The organism is Nocardia sp. BMG111209 (genome assembly GCF_000381925.1).
GTDB lineage: Bacteria > Actinomycetota > Actinomycetes > Mycobacteriales > Mycobacteriaceae > Nocardia.
Window position 1 is genome coordinate 4,518,254 of the sequence record NZ_KB907307.1, and the last position, 24,317, is coordinate 4,542,570.

Sequence of the window (24,317 nt, forward strand, 5' to 3'; positions counted from 1 at the left end):
AACTCAGTGCGGCAGATCGGGTTCCAGGAATCGGCGGACACACGAGGTGACCTCGCCGGGGCTGTCGACCTGGACGAAGTGGGAGGAGCGGTCCACCCGATCCAGCCGCGCGCCCGGAATGAGCGCGACCAGGCGATCCCCGACCGCCGGATTCACCATCGGATCCTTCCGGGAATACAGCAGTTGCACCGGGACCGGGAACGGTTCTCCCGCATTGCCGCGCCGGATCAGCTCCGCCTCGAATTCGGCGAAATCGCGGGGGCGCATGACATCTCGCAGATAACCCGCGAACGCGCGGGTGCCCTGGACCGACTTCAACGGGTCGCCGTACTCCCGCATCTCCTCCAGGGATTTGAGGGTGTCATCGTAGTAGTGCACGGTCCGGTGGGCCCAGCGAGCGGTGTCGCGGCGGACCCACAGTCCGAACAGGTCCTCGGCGCGCGGGATGGACAAAGCGGTATGCAGCGCATGCAATCTCGGCTCGGAGAACGCCGGGGGGTGGATCGCGACGATCCGGGAGTAGGCGGTCGGCTGGGCCAGAGCGTGCCGGAGCACCAGGTAGCCACCGAGCGAATTGCCCACCACCGGACCGCCGGTCAGGCCGAGCGCGGTCTGGAATTCGCCGAGCCAGGTGACCAGGCCCGCGACCGACAACCGCTGCGCCGGCGCCGAACTGCGGCCGCTGCCGGGCAGATCGGGGACGATCAGGCGGTAGTGCTCGCCGAGTCCGTCGAGGACGTAGCGCCACGAGTAGCCGCTGGTCATCAGGCCGTGGACGAGCAGCAGCGGCTCACCGGCGCCGTAGGTCCGGTAGTGGACGCGCAGCGTGCCGAGGCTCTCGGACTCCATCGCCAAGTCGTGCGCCTCGGAGCGGAAGTACGGGTGCGGCCGGGTCGGCTGTTCCGGGAGGCGGGAGAAGGGCTGCCGGTGGAACGGCCGGTCCGGCCCGGCGGGCTTCTCGCTGACCTGACTTGGCATCGACGCTCCCCTGTCGGACTTTTTGCAACCATTGCAATATATCACAGTGGGCCCGCGTCAGGACGAGCCGCTGGGCACCTTCACCGCATCGTCGTCGAGCTCGCCGGGATCGGCCGGTGATCGAGTGTGCTTGCGGCGGAACGGAGTCCACCAATTCGCCGAACCCATCAACGCCATGATGGCGGGCACCAGCAGCATCCGGACCAGGGTGGCGTCGATCAGGATCGCCAGGGCCATCCCGAGCGCCGCGACCTTGATCAGCGCGACCTGGGACAACGCCGCCGCGCCGGTGACGATGATGAACAGCGAGGCCGCCGCCGTGATGATCCGGCCGGTACGGGCGACCCCGGCCTCGATGGCCGCCGGGGTGTCGGCGCCGCGGTCGTGCGCCTCGACCATGCGCGACATCAGGAAAACCTCGTAGTCCGTGGACAATCCGAAGACGGCCATCGTGATGACCACGAGCGCCGGCAGCGGGAGCGGACCGGGTTCCACACCCAGCACCCCGGCGCCGTAACCGTCGACGAAGATCAGGGTGAGCACGCCGAAGGTGGCGCCCAGACTGAGCGCGGCCATCGCAACGGCCTTGAGCGGCAGCACGATCGACCGGAATCCGAGGCACATCAGCAGCAGGGTCGCGGCGAGGATCACGAGCACGGCGTCCGGTATCGACCGCACGATGGCCGAATAGCTGTCCACCCGTTCGGCATTCATCCCGCCCACCAGCACCGTGGTGCCCGGTGGTGCGGGCAGTTGCCGCAGTGCCCGCACGGTGTCCTCGGCCGCGGGCGAGAAGTCCGGATGGGTGAGCAGGGTGCGCACCAGGACCCGATCCCCGGCCGCGGTCAGCTGCACGGCCAGCCGGACCCCGTTCACCTTCCCGGCCTGGACGATCAATTGTTGCACCGCGATGTCGGGAGGCGCCTGGCCGTCGCGGCCGCGAACGACGAGGGTGGCGCCGTCGGTGGCGTTGGGGAAGTCCCCGGCGAGCGTCTCCTGGGCCACCCGGGCCGGATCGTGGGCGGGCAGGCCGTTGGGATCTATTCCGCCGGTGCGCATTCCGGCCAGCGGCAGGCTCAGCGCGACCAGGACGAGCACGATCGCCCCGGCGACCGCGACCGGACGGCCCATGATCCACCTGGCCAGACCGCTCCAGAACCGGCGGGCCCTGGCCTCGCCGCGCTGGACCGCGCCCCGGCGCCAGGGCACCGCGTCGATACGCGTGCCGAGCAGGGCGAGCGCGGCGGGCAACGCGGTCAGGGCGAGGATCGCGGCGATCGCGATCGCCGCGATCGCCCCGTAGCCGAGGGATCGCAGCATGGAGATCGGGAAGACCAGCGAACCGGCGAACGCGCCGATCAGCAGCAGGGCCGAGAAGACGATCGTGCGTCCCGCGGTCTCGACGGTGCGCGCGGCCGCCGCGGCCGGATCCCGGCCCGCGGCGAGTTCCTCCCGGAACCGGCTCACGACGAACAGGCTGTAGTCGATCGCCAGGCCCAGCCCGATGATCGAGGCGATATTCATCGAGAACGCACTGACGTCGCTGACCGTACTGATCGCCCGCAGCGCCCCCAGCGAGCCGAAGACCGCGAGCCCGCCCACGAGCACCGGCGCCGCCGCGGCCACCAGCCCGCCGAAGATCACCACCAGCAGGATCAGCATCACCGGGATCGCCACGGATTCGGCGAGGACGACATCGGTTTTGGATTTGGTGTTGTAGGCGTCGGTGAGTGCGGTGTATCCGGCGAACCGGGCCGAGACGCCGTCGACGGCGAGGTGGTCGGCCAGCGCCGGATAGTTGCGCAGTTTGGCGCCGTCGTCGCCGGCGAGCACCACCGTCGCCAGGGCCTCGCGCTGATCGGTGGAGCGCAACGCGCCCCGCCGGATTCCCGTTGCGGTCCAATATGATTCGATCGGTTCGGCCAGCGCGCCGGCGTCGACGGACCGGATCCGGTCCAGCACCTGGGGTCCGATGTCGTCGAGGGTCCGGCCGGGTGGGGCGGTGTAGATCACCACGACGTCCGGCCGCCGGCCGCCGGGGGTGTCGTCCATCAACCGCCCGGCCGCCGTGGAGGAGCTCGCGGGGTCGGCGTATCCGGCGAGGTTCAGGTCGCCGAGTACGCCGAGACCCCAGATCCCGCTGAGGATGAACAGCGAAACCGCCAGCGCGACAACCCATCGCGCTCGGCTCGTGACGATTCGTCCCCATGTGGTCATCGGCCCACCCGTGTCCCGGTCGATGTGACGGTGGCAGCGCCGGCCGTCCGCGCGGTGAGCGCTCCCACGATGAATTGTGCCTCGGTCTCGACCGTTTCGTGGCGGGAGCCGCCCCACGAGGACGGGCCCGCGAGGGTGAAGTAGCCGGGCCGCGGCGATCCGGACCCGGGTTCGCCGGTCGCGGGCTCGAAACCCGTTGCCAGGACCAGGAGGTCGATCTCGCGCAACCGGCCGTCGATGGTGCGGACCCCCGCCGGGCCGAGGCGGTCGATCGCGGTGGTGACGAGTTCGACCTCGGGCCGGGTGAAGCACCGGTGGTAGCGATTCGACAGGGTGGGACGCCTTCGGCCCATGGGTTCGGCGGGCGTCAGCGCGCGGCGCAACTCGCGGTCGCGCACCCGGCTCCACAGGTAGGCGCGGCCCAGCGCGGTCGCGATCGGGCCGAGGACGACGGCGCTGCGGTGCCGGAACCCGGCGCTCAGCAGGGCGAGCAGGGCGGCGACGACCCGGAACAGCATGACCCCCATACCGGGAACCCGCACCAGCGCCGTCCGCCACCACATCGGCACGATATGGGTGGGTTTGGGCAGCACCCAGATCGGGCTGCGCTGGAAGACGTACAGCCGCGCGGCCGTCCCGGCGAGCTCCGGAATCAGTTGCACCGCCGCCGGTCCGGTCCCGATCACCGCGACCCGCTGCCCGGTCACGTCGCGATCCCGGGACCAGTCGCGGGTGTGCACCGTCTCCCCGCGGAACGCGGCCGGATCCGCGAACGCCGGAATCCGCGGCGGCCCGCAGGATCCGCGCGCGTCGATGACGTACCGCGTTGTCACCGTGGACTTTCCGCCGTCGAGCTCCAGCCGCCAGCAGTCGTCGCGCTCGTCGCGCCGGACGCCGGTCACCTCGGTGCGCAGCCGCAGCGCGGAACGCAGCCGGTAACTTTCGGCGCAGTGGTGCAGATAGGCCAGTACCTCGTCACGCGCGGGGAAGATCGCGGTCCAGTCCGGATTCCGCGCGAACGAGAACTGGTAGTTCATACTCGGCCGATCGGTCACCATGCCCGGATAGTCGTTCGCGTGCCACACACCGCCGAGGCCGCCGGACCGCTCGATGATCGTGAATCCGCCGATTCCGGCCCGCCGCAGGGCCATCGCGACCCCGAGGCCCGCGATACCGGCCCCGATGATCACGATCTCCTCGTGCTCGTGTGCGCCCATCGCGCCTCCGTCCTCAGAAGTGGTAGAGCGCACAACCGACCTGCACCCCGGCCCCGGCCGCGACGATGAGCCCGAGATCGCCGGTCCGGGTGCGGCCGGTATCGAAGCAGTGCCGCAGCGCCGCCGGGATCGACGACGTGTACAGGTCACCGCCGGTGCCCACCTCGTCCACCACATCCACGACGCGGTCGCGCGGGATGTCCAGGCGGGCGGCCAGCGCGGTGAGGAAATCGGACGAGATCTGCGGTGCGAGAACGACATCGAGTTCACCCACGCCGCGGTCGGCGGTCCGCAGCAGCGCGGCGATCGCCTCGTGCACGGTGTCGAGATAGATCTCCTCGAGGCCCGGCTGCTGCCGCACCTCGAGTCCGTCCGCGCCGTGCATCCGGGTGAAGGTGGTCAGCCGGTCGAGATGTTCGGGGTGACTGGCGAAGTGGAACAATCCGAATCCGGTGTCCGCCCCCGCCGACGCGGTCAGCAGCGCGGCCGAGCCGAGATGTTCGATGCCGCGCCGCTTCCGCAGCGTGCTCGGCACATCGGGGTCGGCCTCGGCGGCGACGACCAGAGCGGTTGCCGTGGCGCCGGTCTCGATCATCGCGGTCGCGGCGTAGCAGGCCTTCAGGAATCCGGTGCCGGAGTCGGACAGGTCGAAGGCCAGCGTCCCGCCGGTCAGCGGATCGTCGGGATCGTGGTTGATCGCCAGGCGGTCGGCGACGAAGGTGGCCGTGGCCGGTTCGACGATGTAGTCGTCCCGGAACACCCCGGTGTACAACACCAATCCCGGCGCCGCGGCTCCCGTGACGAGTTCCCGGCCCGCGCGTACGGCGAGATCGACCGCCTTGTCCTCCCCGTCGGGCCGCGCCACCGCGACACCGGCGATCCGCACGGTGGGTGCGGCGGGCACGGGCAGCGGCGGTCGGTCGGCGGCGGCGCGGGTCTCGACGACACCGCGCAGCCGGTCCGGGAGATCGTCGAAGGTGTACAGGGCGGCGCCGATCGTCTGCCCGGAACCGGTGATCCCGAACAGGATTCGATCGCCGGACTGCACGTCGCCCTTCTCGACCAGATCGTGGATCGCGACCATGTGCGTGGTGGAGGCGGTATTGCCCCGATGCTCCAGATTCGACACGGTATTGGCCGGATGGGCCGCCGTCCGCCCGATCAGCTGATTGATCGTCGTCATCGCGTCCTGGATCGACGCCTGCGAAGTCTGGTGCACCACAATGCGATCCACGGCCTCGGGTTGCCAGCCGTGGCGGTCCAGCAGTCGCAGCGCGAACGGCACCGACTTCCGGACGGCCAGGGCCGTCTGTTCCACCGCCTGGGTGTGCATGATCGCGCCGCCGTGCGCTTCGCCGGTCCGCTTGCCGATGCACAGCTCGCTGTACCGGCTCAGGGTCCGTAACTCGATGTCGTGGAAGCCGATTCCCGGCGTGGCCGCCCGCTCCAGGATCACCGCGGCGCCGGCATCGCCGACGGTGAGGCACGCCAGCCGGTCGTCGAGGAAGTCGACGATCTCGCGCTGCGCGGTATCGATGATGTGCGAGACGTATTCACCGCTGACCACCAGCGCGTTGCGCACCCGGCCCGCGCGCAGCAGGCGATCCGCGACCGCGATCCCGGTGAACAGGCCGGCACAGGCGTTGGAGATGTCGAAACCGATCGCACCCGTGAGCCCCAGCCGCGCGCGGACCCGCTGCGAGGTACCCGGCTCGGACACCAGACGACGGTCGGGCCCTTCGGTATTGGAGATGTTCGTACAGATCAGCAGGTCGATCGAGTCGGGCGGATACGACGACGCGTCCAGGCACCGCTGCGCCGCCCGCACGGCCAGATCGGTGGTGAATTCGCCGTCCGCGACGACCCGCCGGGTCCGGATTCCGGTGAGCTGCTCCAGCGGGATCTGTACCGGCCGTTCACAACCCGCGAGCACCTCCCCGGTGGTCACGACCGTCTCGGGCAGATAGACGCCGAGACTTTCGATGATCGTGTTGCCCGGCTCGATCTCCTTGGGCGCCAGTGGTTTCGGCGCAGGAAGATCGGCGGTGACCTCGGGCCGGACCGGCGCCGCTGTCCCGGTCGTCTCCGTGACGTCGACGGCGTCGGCCAGGGCGGCGACGGTCCGGTGCCGGAACATCAGTTCCGGGGTGAGCGGGATACCCGCGGCGGTGGCGCGGGTACAGATGTCCATGGTCTGGGTCGACGCGCCACCGAGTTCGAAGAAATCGTCGGCGATGCCCACGGTGTCGATGCCCAGAACCTGTTGCCACAGTTCACACAACACCTGCTGCGACGCGGTGCGCGGCGCCTCGTAACCGGCCGAGATCTCCGGCCGCCGGCTGTCGGGGTCGGGCAGCGCGCGGGTGTCGCGCTTACCGGTGGGCGTGGTCGGGATCGCCTCGACCGGGACGAACTGCGCCGGAATCATGGCGTCCGGCAAGATGTTTCGCAGATGTGCCCGCAGATCGGCGGTGCTCGGCGCCGCGGCGGGCGCCGCCGCGACCAGATAGGCCACCAGCCGCGGCTCGCCGCGGTGATCGTCGCGGACCACCACCGCCGCCTCGCGCACCTGCGCGTGCCCGGTCAGTGCGCCCTCGATCTCGCCCAATTCGATACGGACACCACGGATCTTGACCTGGTTGTCGGTGCGGCCGAGATATTCGATCTCGCCGTCGGGCCGATACCTGGCGAGATCGCCGGTGCGATACAGCATTCCGCCGGGACGGGCCGGGTCCGAGGGCGCGCCGGCGTCGACGAACCGTTCCGCGGTCAGCTCGGGCCGGTTGAGATAACCGCGTCCCACACCGTCACCGCCGATGTACAGCTCACCGGCGACACCGACCGGAACCGGATTCAGGTAGCGGTCGACGACGTGGATCGCGGTATTCGCGATCGGCCGGCCGATCGGCACCGACCGGCCGTGATCGGCGCGATCGACATCGAAGTAGGTGACGTCGATCGCGGCCTCGGTCGGCCCGTACAGATTGTGCAGGCGCGCGGGTAAGGCGGCGAAGAACTCGTCCCGCAGATCGGCGGTGAGCGCCTCGCCGCTGGTGATCACCTCGCGCAGCCCGGTGCAGCGGCGGACCTCGGGGTCGGCGAGGAACATCCGCAGCATCGACGGCACGAAATGCGTGACGGTCACACCCTTTTCGACGATCGTGCGGACCAGGTAGCCGCTGTCACGGTGCCGCTCCGGTTCCGCCACGACGATGCGGGCCCCGGCCAGCAACGCCCAGAACAGTTCCCACACCGACACATCGAAGTTGGCGGGGGTCTTGTGCAGGACGACATCGTCCGGGCGCAACGGATAGGCCCGCTGCATCCACAGCAGCCGGTTGCCGATGCCGCGATGGGTGTTCAGCGCGCCCTTCGGCCGGCCGGTGGTGCCGGAGGTGAACAGGATGTAGGCCACGTCGTCGGGAGTGATCGCCACCGCGGGCAGTTCGGGTGCGGGCCCCGCCGGATCCGGATCGTCCACGCAGACCGCCGGGACATCGCCGGGCAGGCGATATCGGATGCGGCGGTCGGTGATCCACGCGGCGGGCCCGGCCTCCGCGCTGATGCCGCGCAGGCGCTGGGCCGGATGTGCGGGATCCACCGGCAGGAACGCACAGCCCACCAGCAGTACCGCCAGCACCGAAACCACCGACATCTCCGAACGTTCCACCGCGATACCCACCACACCTCCCGGCCGCGCACCGGCTTCCAGCAGCCGGCCGCCGAGCCGCTGGGCCCGGTCGAGCAGTTCCCGGTAGGTGAGGTCCCGATCGCGGAAGCTGACCGCGACCGCCGCAGGAGTCCGGTCGGCCTGATCGCGGATCAGGCCGGGCAGCAACCGATCTCGCAACTCCGGCGCCGCGGTGTCGTTCCAGGCGGCCCGCTGCCGGAGTTCGGCGGCGGTGAGCAGCGGCAGGGCTCCGACGGGCCGGTGCGGATCGACGGCCGCGCCGGTGAGGATCTCGCCGAGGTGCCCGGCCATCCGCGCGATGACCTCGGGGTCGAACAGGTCGCGGTTGTACTGGAGTACGGCCGAGAGCGTGTCGCCGTGTTCGGCGACCATCAGCATCAGATCGACGGGTGCGCCGCCCTGCCGCAGCGCGACCGGCTCGAACAGCTGCGCGGGACCGCCGGTGGCCTGCGACATCCGGGTGCTCTCCCAGGCGAAGAAGACCTGGAAGATGGGCGGATACGCCGGATCCCGCACCGGAACCAGCCGCTGCGCCAGCTCGGTGAACGGCAGGTCCTGATGGGCCACCGCGTCCAGGACGGTGCGGCGGGTCCGCTCGAGCAGGGTGGCGAAGGCCGGGTTGTCGCCGAGATCCGAGCGCAGCGCCACCGAATTCACGAAGTAGCCGACGATGTTCTCCGCGCCGGGCATCCCGCGACCGGCGATCGGCGATCCCACGATGATGTCGTCGACTCCCGAATAACGGTGCAGCAGAGCGATATACGCCGAGAGCACGACCACCTGGAGCGTAACCCCGTGCGCACGAGCGAGTTCCCGCGCGGCGCGGGTCCGGTCCGCGCCGAGGTCGAAGTAGTTGGTGGCGCCGGCGAAGGTCTGCGTCGCCGGGCGGGGTCCGCGGCCGGGCAGGTCCAGGCGCGGGAGGTCACCGGCGAGCTGCCGCTCCCAATATGCCCACAGCTCGGCGCCGCGCGCGCTGCCGACCAGTTCGCGCTGCCACTGCACATGGTCGGCGTATCGCGCGGGCAGGGCGGGCAATTCGGCGTCCGGGTCGCGGTACAGCTCGGACAGTTCGGCCAATACCAGATCCAGCGACCAGAAGTCGACGACGATATGCGGAATGGTCAGTGCGAGAAGGTGTTCCGCCGGTCCGCGCCGCAACAGGGTCAGCCGCCACAGCGGTCCCGCGGCCAGCTCGATCGGCGCCTCGAGCAGGTCGTCCAGCAGCTCGTCCACCCGCTGTTGCGGCCAGTCACCCGCCTCGACGATCCGGATCGGCGGCAGCGTGTTCGGATCGCGGACGGCCACGACGCGCTCACCCGTGCGCCGGAAGGTCGTGCCGAGCAGATCGTGCCTGCGCACGAGGCCGCGCAGGGCCGCCTCGAGCCGCGGCAGTTCGAGCTCGCCGTGGCGGCGGCCCACGTACAGCAGGTTGTAGGAGGAACTGGCCGGCGCGAGGGCGGCGTGGAACCACAGCCCGCGTTCCCCGAACGACAGTTCGCGCTCGAACCGCTCGCGCAGCAGACGTTCCAGCAGTTCGCGTTTGCGGTCGGCGTCGAGGCCGCGCACGGCGTCGTCCTGATTGATCATCACGCTTCCCCTTCGGCGGAGAGCAGTTCGGACAGCAGGTCCTCGACGGCCTGGTCCGACAGCTCGGGCAGGTCCGCGAGCAGCGCGGCTGCCCGCTCGTCATCGATCCGGTCGTCGGGCGCGGCGGGCGGGACGGGTTCCGGCGCGGCGGGAGTCCCCAGATCCAGCCGGTCGGCCAGCCACGCGGCGAGGTCGGCCACGCTCGGACCCTCCAGGAGTTTGAGCACCGGCAGCGTCACCGGCAGATCCCGCTCGATGCGGGTGCGCAACTCCATCGCACCGATCGAATCCAGTCCCATGAACCGCAGCGGCTGCTCGCGATCGAGATCCGCGGCCGTCATACCCAGCCGGGTCGCCACCACACCGGCCAGGTGATCGGCCAGGATCGCGCGGCGCTCGCCCGGCGCCGCGGCGGCGACCGCCTCGGCCACCGCGCTCCCGGCCCGCGACCGATCGTCCCGGGCGGCCCCGGGATACAGCTCCGCGCACCGGGGCAGGTGGGCCAGCAGGGCGGCCGCGGCGGGTTCCAGTCCGAGGATCACCGGATGCGCCGGATCGGCCACCATCAGCCGGTCCAGGATCGTCATCCCCGCCTCGGTCGGGATCGGACGCAGGCCCAGGTCGCCGACGTGCGTGCGGCGATGGTCCGCGCTCGCCAGGCCGATATCGCCCCACGGGCCCCAGGCGATGCTGGCGGCGGGCAGGCCGAGGCGGCGGCGGTACCGCGCGAAGGAGTCCAGGAAGGCGTTGGCGCCGGCGTAGTTGCTCTGGCCCGGAGATCCCAGGACACCGGCCGCGGAGGAGAAATAGATCATGAAGTCCAGCGGCAGGTCCCGGGTCGCGGCGTGCAGATGCCACGCACCGGCCACCTTCGGCCCCAGGACCTCGGCCAGCGAGTGCCGGTCCTGCCGGTCGAAGGTGGCATCGGCCAGGGTGCCGGCGGCGTGCACGACCCCGCGCAGCGGCAGTCCCCGGCCCGCGATCCCGGCCATCATCGCCTCGACCTGATCGCGGCGGCCGATATCGGTGGCCGACACCGTGACCTCGACCCCCGCGGCCCGCCATCGGGTCAGCGCTTCGCGGGCACGGGTATCGGGCCCGCGCCGGCCGGCCAGCACCAGATGCCGCGCGCCGCGGCGCACCAGCCGGTCGGCCGTCGCCAGCCCCAGCGCGCCGAGCCCGCCGGTCACCAGGTACTGGGCGTCCGCGCGCAGCCGCGGCGCGGTGGTCCGGATCTCCGGCGCCTCCTCGGCGACGAGGACCACCTTGCCGATGTGCCGGGCCTGGGCCATGAAACGGAAGGCCGCCTCGGCCCGCGACATCGGGAATTCGGTGACCGGCAGCGCGGCGAGTTCCCCCGCACCGATCGACGCCATGATCGTGGCGAGCGCATCACCGGCCGGGACGGGCCGTTGCACCACGTAGGCGGCGATGTCGACGGTGAAATGCGAGATGTTGCGGCGCAACTGCCACAGACCGACCGTATTGTGCTCGACGACATCGCGTTTCCCGATCTCGACGAACCGGCCGAACGGCCGCAGTACCCTGAGGCTGCGCGTCATGGCCTCGCCGCTGAGCGAGTTGAGCACCACGTCGACGCCCTCGCCACCGGTGCGGCGCAGGATCTCGTCCGCGAAGTCCAGCGTGCGCGAATCCATCACATGACGGATACCCATGCGCCGCAGATACTCCCGCTTCTCCGGACTGCCCGCGGTGGCGAAGATCTCGGCGCCGGCCCGGCGGGCGAGGGCGATCGCGGCCAGCCCGACCCCGCCGGTCGCGGCGTGTACGAGGACCCGCTCGCCCGCGCGCACCCCGGCGAGTTCGATCAGGGCATGGTGGGCGGTGAGATACGCGATCGGCACCGTGGCCGCTGCCGTCGGCGACACCGAGGCCGGCAACGGAACCACCAGTGCCGCATCGGTGGTGACGTAGGAACCGAACGCCGGCGAGGCGATCGCGGCCACCAGCTCGCCGACCTCGACATGGCCCACCCCGGATCCGACCGCGGTCACCCGACCGGCGCATTCGCCGCCGAGCAGGATCCGCTCGTCGTCCTCGGGCGGGATGATGCCGATCGCCACCGCGACATCGTGGAAGTTCACACCGGCGGCGAGCACCTCGATCTCGACCTCGGTGTCGCCCGGGACGCCGCGCTCGGTCTGGCCGAGTTCGAGATCCTCGAGCAGGCCCGGGGTGTGCTGCCGGACCGCGAAACCCTCACCCGGCTGCGCCGGGCGACGGCCGGGAGCCGGTTCGGGTGCGGGCCGCACCCGGGCGACGAAGCGGTGGCCGCCGCGCAGCGCGACCTCGGTTTCGGCGTCGTCCGAGCACAATTCGCGGCCGAGCGCGGTGAGTTCGCGATCGTCGGTGGCGGAACCGAGATCTATTCGGGTGCAGCGCAATTCGGGGATCTCGTGTTCGAGCGAACGCGACATTCCCCACAGCACCGCGGCGAAGGCCGCGTTCGCCGCGAGATCCTCGGTGCCCGTGACCGATTGGGCGCCCCGCGTCACCAGGTAGCAGCGCGGCGGCCGGTCCTGCCGGGCCAGGGTCTGCACGAGCCGGAGCAGTTGCCACGCGGCGGCTTCGGCGGCGGCGACGGGATCGTCGCCGTCCACCTCGGCGAGGTACACGATCGCCTCGACGGCGTCGATCGGATCCGCACCGGCCGGGCACTCGCCGGTCACCGAGACCGAACGGCCGTGGGCGGCAAGCTGTCCGGCGACCGCGTCGGCGGTCTCGCCACCCACCACGATCCAGCGGCCGTCGGTGCGGGCGGGCGGGGCGGCCGGGGCCGATTTCTGCCAGGACAGTTCGTGGAACCAGTTCCGCGGCAACGCATCCGGCGCCGCATCGGACAACCGGCGGACCGTGAGCCCGGTGCACTCGGCGAGGATCCGGCCGTCCTCGCCGAGGATCAGCAGATCACCGGCGAGGGTTTCCGGCCCGGCGCCGGGCCGCACCCCGTCGGCGACGAAACACCATCGAGCCGTGGCGATATCGCCGAGGACCCGTAGCGATTCGAAGCCGACCGGCAGGAACAGATTGCCCGCGGCGAATTCGGCGTCGGCCACGGCGGCGGCCAGCGTCTGGAAGGCGGCATCGAGCTGAACCGTCACCCCCGGCACCGACGGCAGGCCCGCGACCGGCACCGGTGTGCCGGACAGCCGCGCGAGCGCCCGGCCGTCCGGATGCCGCAGCACATGGTCGACGCGCCGGAACGCCGGACCGTAGTCGAGACCGGCCGCGCCGAGCCGGCGGTAGAGCTCCTCCCCCTCGATCCGCTCGGTCCCGGCGCCGATCGCCGCGACCGGATCCGGGAGCGGTGCGGCGGATGCCGTCGTGGCTCCGGCGCGGAAACCGCCGTGCAGCAACGGTTCCCAGTCGGCGGGCGAGCTCGCCAGGGTCCGGAACGAGGCCGGGCCGCCCGGCGTCTCGGTCATGACCATCTGGAGCGTGTGCGCCGAATCCTCGCCGAGCACCAGCGCCCGATCGAAGCTCACGTCGACCAGTTCGTGTTCCTGCCCGCCGTAGCGATCGCCGAGCGCGGCGAGCGCCACCGCGACGTGCAGCGCGGCCGGCAGCGTCGCGGCGGACTGGACCCGGTGATCACCGAGGAAGGCCATCGACCTCAGCGACAGTTCGTACTGCCGGAACGCGGTACCGGGATGGACCGCGGACTCCAGACCGGTCGCCGCGGAGCCGCCCGCGGCCGGTTGCGCCGCACCCGACGGGCCGGGGCCGCCGATCCAGTGCGGTTCCCGCTGCCACGGATAGGCCGGGGTGCGGACGAAGGCCGCGTCCTCGGGATACAGCACACGCCAATCGATCGGCTGCCCGGCGCAGTAGAGCGCGCCCAGCGAGGTGAGCAGGGTCGTCGCCTCGTCGGCGTCCTTGACGCCGGACGGCAGGACCACCGCGGCCTCGCCGGATACCGATTGCGTGAGGACCGGGGCCAGCACCGGATGCGGCGAGATCTCGACGAAGACGTCGGCGCCGTCCTCGGTGATCCGGTCGATCGCCGGGCCGAACAGCACGGTCTCCCGCAGATTGGCGCCCCAGTACTCGGCGGTGAAATGCGTTCCGTCCGTTCGATCACCGGTCACCGTGGAGAAGATCGGTATCGTGCCCGTCCGCGCGGTGATACCCGCCAGCGCGGCCACCAGTTCGGGTCGCACGGCGTCCATGTGCGGTCCGTGCGAGGCGACGTCCACCTTGATCGGCCGGGCGAAGATCTCCGCGCGCTGGACGGCCGCGACGAGATCCGCGATGGCGTCGGCCGCACCGGACACGACCGTGGACCGCGGGCCGTTGACGGCCGCGATCGCCACACCGGATTCGGCGAGCCGGTCCCGCAGTTGTTCCGGCGCGAGCTCGATCACGGCCATCGCACCGGCACCGGCGAGACGGGCCATGAGCCGGGAACGGTGCGTGATCACCCGCGCGGCATCGGCGAGATCGAGCACACCGGCGACGTGCGCGGCAGCCACCTCGCCCATGCTGTGCCCGACCACCGCGCCGGGCCGGACTCCCCAGGAGTCCCACAGTGCCGCGAGCGCGACCTGGATCGCGAACAGCGTGGGCTGCACCACCGCGATCTCGTCCAGCCGGGACCGGTCCGCACCGGCGTGCAGTTCGTCGATCACCGACCAGCCGGCGGCCCGGCGGATCTCCCGATCGCACCGGACGATCGCCGCGCGGAAGGCGGGTTCGTCCGCGAACAGTTGCCGGCCCATGCCGAGCCATTGCCCGCCCTGGCCGGAGAAGACGAACACCACCCGCGGCGGCCGATCCGGATGCGCCCGGCCGGTCGGGCCCGCACCCGGCGCGGCGAGCCGAGCGGCGGCCTCGTCGGACGCGGTGGCGACGACCGCCGAACGGGCCTCGTGGTGCGGGCGGTGCAGCGCGGCGGAATAGGCGATATCGGGCCAGTGCGCGCCGTCGCGGGTCAGGTGGTCCCGGTACCGGCCGGCGAGTTCGGCGACCGCGGCCGGGGTCCGGGCGCTGATCGGCAGCAGTGCCGGACGGGTGCGGATCACGCGCTCGGGCAACGGATTCCGTGGCGCGGCGGCCATCACGACATGAGCGTTGGTGCCGCCGAACCCGAACGAACTCACCCCCGCGACGGTGGCGTCACCGGTCCAATCCGACAGGGATCGCGCGATCCGCAACGGACCGTCCGCGAGATCGATGGCGGGATTGGGCTTCTCGTAGTGCAGGGTCGGCGGAATCGCCCGATGATGCAGGGCCAGCGCCACTTTGATCACACCGGCGACACCCGCGGCGGCCTCCAGATGGCCGATGTTCGACTTCACCGAGCCGACCGCGCAGGCGGCCGGCCGCGGGTTCTCCCCGAAGACCTCCGCGAGCGCCCCGGCCTCGATGGCATCGCCGAGCAGCGTGCCGGTGCCGTGCGCCTCGACGTAGCCGATATCGCCCGCCGACACCCCGGCCGCGGCGTACGCGTCGCGGAGCAGGGCGGCCTGCGCGCGCCGATTGGGGGCCATCAGCCCGTTGGTGCGGCCGTCCTGATTGCTCGCACTGCCCAGCACGACCGAGTAGATCGGATGCCCGGCGGCGACGGCCCGCGACAGCGGTTCGAGGATCAGCACACCCGCGCCCTCGCTGCGCACATATCCGTCGGCGCTCGCGTCGAAGGTCTTGCAGCGGCCGTCCGCGGCCATCACCCCGGCCTTGGCCATGTTGATCGACAACGCGGGCGAGAGGATCAGATTCACCCCACCGGCCAGTGCCACGGTGCTCTCGCCGCTGCGCAGCGACGCGCACGCCGTGTGCAACGCGACCAGTGAGGACGAACACGCGGTGTCGATCGCGACGCTGGGACCGCGGAAGTCGAAGAAGTAGGAGATCCGGTTCGCGGCGACGCTCGAGGCGTTGCCGGTGCCGGTGTAGGCGTCGATGCGATCCTCGGTCGAGTAGAACAACCGGCCGTAGTCGTTGGTGGACACACCCAGGAAGACGCCGACGGGCTGCCCGGCCAGTTCGGCGGGCACGATACCGGCGTCCTGCAAACCCTCCCAGGCCAATTCGAGCACGAGCCGCTGCTGCGGATCGATGTGCTCGGCCTCCCGCGGCGAGATCCCGAAGAATTCGGCGTCGAAACCCCGGACGTCGTCGAGGAATCCGCCCCATCGCACATCGTCGCGGGTCCAGCGGTCGGCCGGCACCGCCGAGACCGCGTCGGTGCCCGTGCGCAACAGTTCCCAGAAGGCCTCGGGATCCGGGGCGCCCGGGAAGCGGCAGGCCATTCCGACGATCGCGATCGGCTCGTCCGGCGCGATCTCCCGCGCGGCCGGTTCCCGCCGGAGGTCCGCGCCGCCGCCGCACAGCTGCCGAATATGTTCCGCCAGTTCGGAAATGGTCGGATACTCGTACGCCAGCGTGGGCGCGACCTCGATACCGTACTGCCGGCCGATCGCGTCGGCGAGTTTGACCGCGCGCACCGAATCCAGCCCGTAGTACGACAGCGGCTGCCGGATATCGATATCGTCGCGCGCGACCGACAGTTCGGCGGCCAGCCGGTCGACCAGCCAGGCGGCGACCTCGTGCGGGACCGGTCCCGCCGCCGGTCCGGCGGCGGCCGGGGTCGCGGATACCAGCGGCGACCAGCGTGCCTGCTCCTTCAGCGTGCCGTCGGCGAACTTCTGGCGGCAGGCGTACCGCTGCACCTTGCCGCTCGAGGTACTGGGCAGGCTGTACGCGCGCACCAGCACCACCGCGGCGACCGCGGCCTGGTATTCCTCGGCCACCACGGTCGCCATCCGCGCGCAGACCGCGGTGAGATCGGTGCCGGCCGGGATCTCGCGTTCGATCTCCTGCACCAGGACCAGTTGCTCGCCGTCGGGACCGTCGACGGCGACCGCGGCGCCGCGGCCGCGCAGCAGGATCGGATCCGCCTCCTGGAAGGTGCCCTCCAGATCGTCGGGGTACAGGTTGCGGCCGCGCAGGATGATCAGATCCTTCAACCGGCCGACCACGAAAAGCTCACCGTCGTCGACGAATCCGAGATCGCCGGTGCGCAGATAGGGCCCGGCCGGATGTGCGCCCGGATCCCGCAGTTCGGCGTGGAAGGTGGCCTCGGTGGCCGCCTCGTTGAGCCAATAGCCCTCAGCCACAGAGGCTCCCGCGATCCAGACCTCACCGATCCGATTCGCGTCGGCGGGCTGCCGGGTGTCGGGGTCGACGACGACCAGGCGCAGGTCGTTCTGCGGCCTGCCGCAGCCGACCAGCACCGTGGATCCGCCCGCGGCCGCCTCGGCCGGGTCGACCCGGCGCTGTTGCAGCGCGGCCCGCGACACGTGCCGGACCAGCGGGCCGCCCGGCCGCGCCGATCCGGTGACGAGCAACGTCCCCTCGGCCAGTCCGTACACCGGTTGCGCGATCTCGGGATCGAATCCGGCCGGCGCGAACGCTTCCGCGAAGCGCTGCATGGTTTCCACCCGCACGAACTCCGCGCCACAGAGGGCGGTCCGCCAGCCACTGAGGTCCAGCGCCGCGCGCTCCTCCGGCGTGGTGGTGGTCACGCACAACTCGTGGGCGAAGTTGGGAGCCGTGGTGATCACGTTGCGGCGCCCCGAGATTCGCTGCAGCCACCGCAGCGGCCGCAGGACGAACGACGCCGGCGACATCAGTTCCGAACTGCCCCCGACGTACAGAGTGGTCAGCACCGCGCCGACCAGGCCCATATCGTGATGCAGCGGAAGCCAGAACACCCCGAACAGGTCCTCGTCGAACGCGGGTGCGCCGAGTGCGCACCGGATGCTCTCCACGTTGTCCAGGAAGTTCCGGTGCGCGAGCACGACGCCCTTGGGGTCGCTGGTCGACCCGGAGGTGTACTGGATGAGGGCGATATCGCCGGGCTCGGGCAGCGCGCGCTCGTCCGCCTCGGCCCCGTCGGCGAACGGCAGCGCATCCGACGCGCACCAGCGCGGGGGCCGGTCCAGTTCGAAGGATTCGATCGCCGTCCGGGTGTCGGACAGGGCCTCCTCCGAGCAGAGCGCGAACATCGCCCCGGAGTCGTTGACTATCTTGCCGATTCGCGCGACCTGCTTGCGACCGACCGGTGAGTAGGCCGGTACCGCGATCGCGCCGGCGAGCGCGCAGCCGAACAGCCCGGCGATGAAGTGCAGCGCGTTCTCGTGCAGCAGCAGCACCCGTTCACCCCGGGCCGCATGGCCGTCGAGCCAGCGTGCGACCGCGGTCGCGCGCTCCCCGAGCTCGGCGTAGGTCCATTGCTCGGACACCGTCTCGCCGTCCGGAAGGTACGCGAAGGCGAGTTTGTCCGGATTTTGCCGGATTCGGGCCCCGAGCAGGTGCACCAGCGTCGGGACATCGAACGAATCAGAATTCACGAAAGTACCCCCAACATGCGCGTTCCCCCGGGAACAGCGCCGTGAATCGCTACGACGGACTTCTCACACATTCGATCCGGCGTAGCACGGAACAATACCGATGTGGTTTTCGGAAATAGTTATGACGATAATTCGTGAACCACACCGGAGAAGGCAACAGCAGACTCGGGAGATTCCACGCCGAACCTCGGTTCACCGATCTTGTCGATGCCCCACTGTAACAGCGGCACAAACCTCCTGCAACCCACCTGAAATGTCGGTACTCCGATTAACAGTATTCCGGTACGATCCCGCGGCCCGCTGCCCGGGTTGAACCTCAAAGATTCGGGTACCCGGCGGTTCCACGGCAATACTTGCGATTGCCCGGCACCGAGACCGCTGGTAGCGTCGCCGCCGAGCCCGGAATGCGCTGGAATCCACCGTTACCCGAGGGGGGGGGAATTCGTGATAGTCGGAACCGGTTGACCGAGGTCCGGCGCGGAATGCCTTCGGCGAAGGCACATTCCGCACCGCCGGCCGAATCCTGATGCAACAGATCGCGGCGCCCGTTACATTTCCGCCGACGCCGTAGATTTGCCCTGCCGGAATCCGTGCGCCGGGGCCCGAGCCGAGAATCGGCCACCCCCAGCGGGAATTCCCGGTTCGCGGCTCGATTGCTTCTTCTTTCGCTCACGGAAACGAAGGAATGGTTATGATCGTCGATGAACAATCATGTGGTGATCCACAGCCGCATTCGACAATGCCGCGGATGCCCGATAATTCGCCCGGCCCGCCGATGACCACCCGGATCACCGATGGCGAAACATTTGCTGTGACATTCTGCGGCGCGAGCGCGGGCCGGCTCGGGGAGTTCGGCGGGCGGCCGGACGAGAGCGGCCCGCACACCTTCGCCGCCGACCGGTCGCAGGACGCGGCGCGGCGGCTCGCACCCGTCGAGCACATGTTGATCACGGTTCGCGGCCTGCGATTCGACCCGCTGGCCTGGCTCGACGATCGCGCGGCAAACGATCGGCGCGGGGAAACACCACCGATGGCATTTCCGGGCGGCCTGCCGAGCCAACTCGTGGCAGTACGCCCGCTGTCCGGCGCCGACCCGGATCCGGCCGCCGTTCGTCCGCTGGATGTTGCCGAGCATTCCCAGGGCCTGCCGGCCGTGGCGGCGCTCGACGGTTGCGGAACCCCGAACTCGGAGCTGCCGGCCCTCGCCCAGCCGATCGGTATCGCCGCCGACCCGATCGCGCGACGACGCGACCCGGCCCGGCCGTCCGTTATGACACTCACCACAGTCAACACCGCCGCCCGGGAGCGCGCGGCCGAGAGGCTGCGGCACGATCCCGGCCGCTCGGGTGAAACCCGCGTCCGCGCGATCGGCGGGCGGGTGCGATGAAGATCGTCGAGCGAGCGGGTGAGGTCGCGGTCCCCCGCGACTTCGTGTTCCGGTACGTAGCCGACCATCGCAACGTGCCCGCATGGATGTTCGGCGTCACCGAATTCCGGCCGCGCGGGACCCCCGAATCCGGCGCCGGAAGCGTCTTCGTGATGACCTTCACCAACCCGATCGCGACCACCGAACTGGAACTGCACGCCGTCGAATGGCGCGACGATGCCGTGATCGAGTTGCGGTCGACCCGAAAACCCTTGGTAACCGCCCGATTCGAGTTCGAGACGACCGCGGCCGGGGCGACGCGGATCCGCGTCCGCATCGGCTATCCGCCCGCGACCGGGGCCGCCGGCCTCGTGACCAATCCACTCGGTGACCTCATCGCCGCGACGGCCGTCCGGCATGTCGAAACCACGCTGCGCCGCGAAGTGACCGCGGCCTTCCACACCGACGAAAGCACCCAATCGTGACCTCGATCCAGCACCCCGACGCCTTCAGCCGCCGCGCCTTCCTCGGTGCGTGCACCGCCGCGGCCGCGACATCCCTGATTCCCGCACCGGCGGGTGCGGCGCCGGGTGGGGACCCGGCCCGCGTCGCGGGATATCGCGATATCGTGCCCGAGATCTTCGCACCGCTGCCCGACCCGCCCGAGCACAGCGAGGTGATCGTGATCGGCTCCGGATTCGGGGGTGCGATCTCCGCGCTGCGCCTGGGCGAGGCGGGCGTACAGGTGACGATTCTCGAGCGGGGATCGCATTGGCCCAACGACCCGTGGCGGGACATCTTCTCCTCGGAGACGCTGCCCGACGGACGCGGGGTCTGGCACCGCGACACCTTCTCCGATGTGGTCCAGTCGGCCACCGGCGTTCCGGTTCCGCTCGGCGTCGACGATTTCGGCGGCGTGCTGTGCATCGACAACTACCCGAATATGCGCGTGCTGCGCGGCGCGGCGGTGGGCGGCAGCTCGATCGTCTACACCGGGGTGACGGTCCAGCCCGAGCAGCGATACTTCGATGCCGTATTCGGTGGTCTCGTCGACTATCGGGAACTGGCGGCGACCTATTATCCGCGGGCACGGCAGATGCTGCGCGCGAGCACGATGCCGCCCGATATCTATCAGTCCTCGGCGTTCGCGCACAGCCGGGCGTGGGACACGCTCGCCGCCCGCGCGGGCTACCGCCCCGATCCGTCCGAGTCGGTCTGGAACTGGGACGTGATCCGCGCCGAACTGGCCGGCCGCTCCCGGCCCTCGGCCGTCATCGGCCGCAGCACCCTGGGCAATTCGAACGGCAGCAAGACCGACCTGAACCGGACCTATCTGCGCGCCGCGCAGGACACCGGCCGGGCGGTGGTGTACGCGGGACATCGGGTCGAGGCGATCACCCAGGAAGGCGGCCGGTTCGTCCTCACGGTCGACAAGATCGCCCCGACCGGGGACGTACTGGCCGCCCGGACCCTCACCTGCGATCGGCTGATCCTCGCCGGCGGATCCATCGGCACCTCCGAACTGCTCGTCCGGGCCCGCGACACCGGCACCCTGCCCGAGCTGAACGAACACGTCGGTGCGGGCTGGGGTTCCAACGGCAATGTCGTGATGGCGCCCTGGACGCTCAACTCACCGGATATCGGCACCCAGGGCGCCGCGGTCGCCAGCCGCGTACTGGACGAGTCCGGTATGCCGACCGTTCTGGAGAACTTCGCCGTACCCGGCGTCCCGATCGACGTCGGCATGCTCGTGGTGATCGGTCTCGTGCTGGACGAGACCCGCGGGACGTTCCGCTACGACCCGGCCGCCGGCAAGGTCGTCCTGGATTGGCCCGCCGGGGGCGGTAACGAGGCGATCGCCGCGGCCGGCGCGGCGAGCGGCCGCATCGCCGCGGCCGGTCTGTCGCTGCTGCCACCGTCCATCGGATACGCGAACGCATGCTCCCATCCGCTCGGCGGCGTGGTGCTCGGCCGGGCCACCGATTCCTACGGCCGCATACCCGGCCACCCGGGCCTCTACGTACTCGACGGCGCCGCGGTCCCCGGCAACGCCGGCATCGCCAACCCCTCCCTCACCATCAGCGCACTCACCGAACGCAATATCGAGGCGATCATCCGCGCCGGCGGTTGATGTCGGACCCCTCCCCTACCCTTGCGAGCGCATCCCGAGCCGCAAGGAGATCCACGTGAATCCGCACCCGACGCCGATCCTGTTCCTCAGTGGCGCAGGACTTCCGGCCTGGATCTGGGACGGGGTTCGCGCGAACCTGCCCGACGGTTCGATCGTCGCGGCGTATCCGAAACAGCCCGGCGCGCATCTCGGCGACTACGCGGCGGCTGTGCTGGAGCAGGCGCCGGCGGGTTCGTTCACGCTCGTGGCGCATTCGATCGGCGGTGTCGTGGCGAGCCGGATCGTGGCCGCCGCACCCGAGCGGGTGGCCGGACTGCTCGGGGTCGCCGCGACCTTCCCGGCCGCCGGAACCTCGTTCCTCGCGACTCTGCCTGCGCCACAACGAGTTGTCATCGGATTGATCATGCGGCTCGCGGGCACCCGGCCCCCGGAGAAGGCGATCCGCTCGGCGTTGTGCGCGGGGATCGACGAGGCGGACGCCACACGGATCGTCGCCGAGTTCGCGCCGGAATCCCGGCACCTCTATCGGGATGTGGTGTCCGCGAGAACATTTCCGGCGCACCGCGGGTTCGTCGTCACCACCGCGGATCGCCAGGTGTCCCCGGCGATGCAATACCGGCACGCCGACGAGCTCGGGGCCGGATTCCGGCGCGAGCTTTCCACCGGACATCTGCCGATGCTGCAGGATCCCGCCGCGCTGGCGGGGATCATCGCGGAGTTCACCGCCGCCGGCTGAACTACCACCGACCGCGTGGAACAACCATCCGGCCGGGACACAATGTCGGCAGACTCACTTTCCCTCGAATCGCCTTTCGGCTTCGTCCCGGCGAACCGCGCCGACGGGCCGTCGCACCGGCCCGCGCCGGTGGCCGGGGAAGGCGAATAGGCCCGGCGGCCTCGGCAACCGAGGTCATCGATCGGCCGCCGACGGCCGTGACCAGCGAATACGAGCGGTCATCGCGGCCCGCGTCCCGTTCGGGCACACCGTGATCGGCCCGGAAGGCACGTGCATTCGGATCGTACGGCGGAATATCGCGCAACCGAAGCTATCGAATAACTCCGAACCGCTTTATCTTTGGATAATCCGCGCGGCACGGCGTGCTATCTTGTGAACATGGCGCAGAAAACCATGGTCGAAACATTCGACGACATCTCCGGTGAGCGGATCGATCCGAATCTTGTTCCGGAACCGACGATTACGTTCTCACTCGACGGCACCGACTACGAGATCGACCTCGGAGCGAGAAATCGGGACGAATTCTTCAAGCAGGTCGAGCCCTACATCCAGGCCGCCCGCCGCGTCGGCCGCCGCGGCGCTCCCCGGGCCGGGACCCGCACCCGCACCGCCGGACGCGAGGGTGGGGGCCTGTCCAAGGAGGAGACGGCCGCAATCCGCATGTGGGCGCAGAAATCCGGCCACACCGTCTCCACCCGCGGCCGCCTGTCCGCGGCGCTGATCAGCGCCTACCGCAACGGGAAGCACTGACTCGGAGGACCGGGCGAATGCCACGGTCGGGTCGCGATGAACCCGTTGCGCCGATCCGGTTTGCCGGAATGTCACGGCCGCAACGGGTTCGACCGTTCCCACTTTTCCACCGAGCCGGGAGTCGTTCCCGCCTTCCCACCGGTAATGGTGTATTCGCCCACCCCGGTGCAGCCCCCGAACTCGGCGGTACGACAATCATCCGACGATGAACACACCATCTTCTCGCCACGGCACAGCGATTCCCCGCGCGACGACATGAGCGCCGATTCGCCGGGGACGCCACCATCGGGCACCCACGAGGCCGATGTTTTCGAGAACTCCAGGGGCCGCCTCGAGGCGATCGCCTATCGGCTGCTGGGGTCCGCGGGCGATGCCGAGGACGCGGTACAGGACACGTATCTGCGATGGCACGCCGCCGACCGCGGCCGTATCGAAATCCCCGAGGCCTGGCTGACGAAGGTCCTCACCAACCTCTGCCTCAATCGACTCGACTCGGCCCGGGTCAAACGGGAAACCTATGTGGGGCAATGGCTTCCCGAACCCGTCCTGACCACGGACCGGATACTCGGCCCGGCCGACACCTTCGACCGGCGCGAATCGGTTTCCCTGGCCGTACTCACGCTGCTGGAACGGTTGTCGCCGAACGAACGTGCGGTATACGTACTGCGCGAGGCGTTCGAATATCCGCACCGCGAGATCGCCGAGATCCTCGATCTCACCGAGGCCAACTGCCAGCAGATCTATCGGCGGGCCAAACAGCACATCACCGCCGAACGCGCCCGGACCGTGGTCGACGCGGCGACGGCCCGGCGGATCGTCGAGGAATTCCTCGCCGCGGTCCTCAGCGGCGATACCGAGGCCCTGGTCCGGCTGCTCACCGACGACGTGGTCAGCGTCGCCGACAGCGGCGGCCACCTGCCGGTCCGCCGGCGGGTCGAGGGTGCGCTCGCGGTCGCCCGCTACCTGTGCGGCCTGGCCCGCCCGACCGCCGTCAAGGACCGAATTCTCGGCGGCACACCGATTTTCCACATCACCGGCGTCAACCACGGGCCCGCCGTCCTCGTCGAGGTCGACGGTCGGATCCTCGGCGTCTACAGCCTCGACATCACCACCGCCGGTATCGCCGCGCTCCGGATCCAGGCGAATCCGGAGAAACTCGACCGCTTCACCGGTCGCTGGGCCGCCGACGGGGGGCATCCCGACGTCGGCGTCCCGGGGTGACCCACCTCACGCCCCTCGTCTGTCAGAAATTGCCCGGCTGTCCGGTTC

Annotated in this window: 11 protein-coding genes; 6 read left to right on the top strand and 5 right to left on the bottom strand. The window is 70.4% G+C overall.

The genetic code is table 11. From position 1 onward, the window contains the following. Nucleotides 1-3: 3 nt before the first annotated feature. From G361_RS0120980 to G361_RS44335, 5 genes are read right to left on the bottom strand one after another with little or no spacing between them, the layout of a single operon-like run. Nucleotides 4-978, bottom strand: coding sequence for an alpha/beta fold hydrolase (locus tag G361_RS0120980; protein WP_019929074.1), 975 nt, complete (start codon nt 976-978; stop codon nt 4-6). A 57-nt stretch (nt 979-1,035) separates the two neighbouring features. Continuing rightward, entirely contained in the window at nt 1,036-3,195 is a 2,160-nt protein-coding gene (locus tag G361_RS0120985; protein ID WP_019929075.1) for an MMPL family transporter, read from the bottom strand. Continuing rightward, nucleotides 3,192-4,412 carry an NAD(P)/FAD-dependent oxidoreductase gene (locus G361_RS44330; RefSeq protein ID WP_019929076.1) on the bottom strand — a complete coding sequence of 407 codons (1,221 nt, stop codon included), beginning with the start codon at nt 4,410-4,412 and terminating at the stop codon, nt 3,192-3,194. The genes G361_RS0120985 and G361_RS44330 overlap by 4 nt, the downstream gene beginning before the upstream one ends. A 13-nt stretch (nt 4,413-4,425) precedes the next feature. Further along, nucleotides 4,426-9,690, bottom strand: coding sequence for a non-ribosomal peptide synthetase (locus G361_RS0120995; protein WP_019929077.1), 5,265 nt, complete (start codon nt 9,688-9,690; stop codon nt 4,426-4,428). Then, the gene (locus G361_RS44335) at nt 9,690-18,065 is read right to left on the bottom strand and encodes a type I polyketide synthase (RefSeq protein ID WP_081635440.1); all 8,376 of its coding nucleotides are present in this window, start codon (nt 18,063-18,065) and stop codon (nt 9,690-9,692) included. The genes G361_RS0120995 and G361_RS44335 overlap by 1 nt, the downstream gene beginning before the upstream one ends. A 748-nt stretch (nt 18,066-18,813) precedes the next feature. Between G361_RS44335 and G361_RS0121005 the strand changes: the two genes are divergently transcribed. From G361_RS0121005 to sigJ, 6 genes are all read left to right on the top strand, one after another. After that, on the top strand, nt 18,814-19,452 hold the full coding sequence (locus tag G361_RS0121005; RefSeq protein ID WP_019929079.1) for a hypothetical protein: 639 nt from the start codon (nt 18,814-18,816) through the stop codon (nt 19,450-19,452). Continuing rightward, nucleotides 19,449-19,916, top strand: coding sequence for an SRPBCC family protein (locus G361_RS0121010; protein WP_019929080.1), 468 nt, complete (start codon nt 19,449-19,451; stop codon nt 19,914-19,916). The genes G361_RS0121005 and G361_RS0121010 overlap by 4 nt, the downstream gene beginning before the upstream one ends. Further along, entirely contained in the window at nt 19,913-21,562 is a 1,650-nt protein-coding gene (locus tag G361_RS0121015; protein WP_019929081.1) for a GMC oxidoreductase, read from the top strand. Before G361_RS0121010 ends, G361_RS0121015 begins: the two co-directional genes overlap by 4 nt. A gap of 55 nt (nt 21,563-21,617) precedes the next feature. Beyond that, nucleotides 21,618-22,298: an alpha/beta fold hydrolase gene (locus G361_RS44340; protein ID WP_019929082.1), complete on the top strand. Its 681-nt coding sequence runs from the start codon at nt 21,618-21,620 to the stop codon at nt 22,296-22,298. A gap of 378 nt (nt 22,299-22,676) precedes the next feature. Then, nucleotides 22,677-23,048 (top strand): Lsr2 family protein, encoded by a 372-nt coding sequence (locus G361_RS0121025; protein ID WP_026343307.1) that lies wholly within the window; start codon nt 22,677-22,679, stop codon nt 23,046-23,048. Nucleotides 23,049-23,303: 255 nt separating this feature from the next. Beyond that, the gene (sigJ, locus tag G361_RS0121030; RefSeq protein WP_036495303.1) at nt 23,304-24,269 is read left to right on the top strand and encodes an RNA polymerase sigma factor SigJ; all 966 of its coding nucleotides are present in this window, start codon (nt 23,304-23,306) and stop codon (nt 24,267-24,269) included. Nucleotides 24,270-24,317 lie beyond the last annotated feature (48 nt).